We start from the raw sequence: 2927 nt of genomic DNA, 5'->3' as shown, positions 1-2927 counted from the left end.
GCACCCCGTGACGCGCCACCAACCGCCGCGCCACCAACGCGCCCAGACCACCCGTGCCACCGGTCACCAGCACCGTCCCCGACACCTCGGGCAACGGCTCGGCGGTGACCTCACGCCGGGTCAGGCGCGGGACGAGGGGCTTGCCGTGCACGACCCTGACCTGGGGTTCGCCCGTGGCCGTGACGAGGGACCAGTCGGCGTGGCCGTCCTCGACCTCGGCCAGGACGAACCGGCCAGGCTGCTCCGACTGCGCCGAGCGCACCAGCCCCCACACGGCGGCGCCCGCGGGGTCGCCCGCCCGGGTGGCGAAGACGACGGTGGCGTCGCCGGGGGTGAGGTCGTCGGGCTGTGCGGCGATGGCGTCCAGGACCCGGCCGGTCAGCTCGCGGACGCGGGCGGGCATGTCGGGCTGGTCGCTCACGCACGAGATCACCAGGGGCTCGGCCGCTCCGGCCGCGGCGGCGGGCGCTTCGACCCAGTCCACGCCGTGCGCCGCCGTGCCGGCGAGGGCGGCCTGGCGGGGGGCGGCGGCCCGCACGCGGAGCGCGTCGATCGACAGGACCGGCGCGCCGGCGGGGTCGGCCGCCTCGACGAGGGCGTCCTCGCCGGTGGTGGTCAGCCGTACGCGCAGCTCGGGGGCTCCGGAGGCGTGCAGCAGCACGCCGCCGAACGCGAACGGCAGCCGCAGCTCCTCATCGCCGCCGGTCAGGACGAGGGGGTGGAGGGCGGCGTCGAGCAGGGCGGGGTGGATGCCGTATCCAGCAGGGTCCACCTCCTCGGGCAACGCCACCTCGGCGAACAGCTCCTCCCCCCGCCGCCACACCGCGCGCAGCCCCTGGAAGGCGGGCCCGTACTCGTAGCCCCGCTCGGCCAGCCGCTCGTAACCGCCCTCCACCTCCACCGGCTCGGCACCGGACGGCGGCCACACCGACGCCCACGGGTACGGCGCGCCGGCGGGTGCGCCGGCGGTGAGGGCGCCGGAGGCGTGCCTTCGCCAGCCGTCGGGGGTGCGGGAGTGGACGGCGACGGCGCGGCGCTGCTCGTCGTCGGGCGGGTCCACGGTGACCTGGATGGTGACGGAGCCGTTCTCAGCAAGGAGCAGCGGCGTCTCGATGACGAGTTCGTCCAGGCGTCCGCAGCCGGCGTGGGCGCCGCCCTCGAGGGCGAGCTCGGCGAACGCGGCACCGGGCAGCAGGACGCCGCCCTCCACGGCGTGGTCTCCGAGCCAGGGCGCGCTCCTGGCCGACAGCTGCCCGGACAGGACGTAGGCGTCGCCGGCCACGGGGACGACGGCGGACAGCAGCGGGTGCCGGGAGCCTTCGACGCCCGCGCCGGTGGGGCGGCCGGGAGCCTCGTGGTCCCCGAGCCAGTAGCGGCGCCGCTCGAAGGCGTAGGTGGGCGGATCGGCCATCGGGTGCGGGGCGGGGCCGAGCGCGGTGAGCCAGTCGACCCCCGCGCCGAGCACCCAGGCGTGGGCGAGCGCGGTGAGGAAGCGCGGCCAGTCGCCCGCGCCGCGGCGCAGTGACGCGCAGACGCCGGCGGTGATGCCCGCGGCGTGGCAGCTGTCGTCGGCGTCGGCGCCCAGCACCGGGTGCGGGCTGGCCTCGACGAACAGCGGCGTGCCCGGTCCTGCGCACGCTCTGATCGCCTCGTCGAAGAGCACGGGGTTGCGCAGGTTGTCGTACCAGTAGCCGGCGGTCAGCCTGGCCGGCTCGATGAACTGCCCGGCGAGGGAGGAGCAGAAGGCGATGCCGGTGTCGTGCGGCCGCACCCCGTCGAGGGCTGCGGCGAGCTCGTCGGCGATGGGCTCGACGAGCGGGGTGTGGGAGGCGTAGTCGACGGCGATGCGGCGCACGCGGACGCTCTCTCCGCAGGCGGCGGTGAACTCCTCCAGCGCGCCGGCCTCGCCGGCGACGACGCAGGAGGCGGGGCCGCTGTGGACGGCCACCCAGAGGCGGCCCTCCCAGGGTCCGAGCCGCGCCTGGGTCTCGGCCGCGGGCAGGGCCACGGCGAGCATGCCGCCGGTGCCGCTGAGCCTGATCAGCGCCCTGGAGCGCAGGGCGACGACCTTGGCGGCGTCCTCCAGGGTGAGCGCTCCTGCGACGCACGCGGCGGCGATCTCGCCCTGGGAGTGGCCGATGACGGCCGTGGGGTGGACGCCGTGGGAGCGCCACAGCTCGGCGAGGGAGACCATGACGGCGAACAGGACGGGCTGGATGACGTCGGTGCCCTCCAGGGCCGGGGCGCCGTCCCTGCCGTGCAGCACGTCGACGGCCGACCATCCGGTGTGCGGGCGCAGCGCCTCGTCGCAGCTCAGCAGCCGGGTGCGGAAGACCTCGCTGGTGTCCATGAGGTCGACGGCCATGCCCGCCCACTGGGAGCCCTGGCCGGGGAAGACGAACACGGGCCTGGCGGCGGGGAGCGCCTCGCCCATGACGGCGGCGGCGTGGGGGGTTCCTTCGGCGACGGCGGTGAGCGCGGCGAGCAGTTCGGCGCGGTCCTCGGCCACCACGACGGCGCGGTGCGCGAACCCGGCTCTCGTGGCCAGGGGGCGGCCGGCGGCGCGCAGGTCGTCATCGGGGACGCCGGCGGCGTATCGGCGCAGCCTGCCGGCCTGGGCGCGCAGGGCGGTCTCGGTCTTGGCCGACACGATCCAGACGAGCGGCTCGCCTGCCGCGGCGGGCCGCTCCTCCGGGGCCGTTGCGGGGGCGCCTTCCAGGACGACGTGGGCGTTGGTGCCGCTGACGCCGAAGCTGGAGATGCCGGCGCGGGCCGGCCGGTCGGTGGGCAAGTCCACCGCGCGGGTGGCCACGCGGACGCCTCCGGAGTCCCAGTCGACGTGCGGGGTCGGCTCGGTGACGTGCAACGTCGGCGGCAACACCCCATGCCGCATCGCCTGCACCATCTTGATCACCCCCGCCACCCCC

General features: G+C 76.6%; 1 protein-coding gene. It reads right to left on the bottom strand.

Annotated elements, in window-relative coordinates:
* Window positions 1-2905, bottom strand: a 2905-nt coding sequence (locus ABFX50_RS50430) for an acyltransferase domain-containing protein (protein WP_346158395.1), incomplete at its 3' end; no start/stop codon positions are given.
* Between the last annotated feature and the right edge of the window lie 22 nt (window positions 2906-2927).

This window comes from Nonomuraea recticatena (assembly GCF_039533245.1).
Lineage (GTDB): Bacteria > Actinomycetota > Actinomycetes > Streptosporangiales > Streptosporangiaceae > Nonomuraea > Nonomuraea roseola.
Note: the sequence above shows the minus strand (reverse complement) of the source record. Positions and strands in the feature narration are given on the sequence as shown.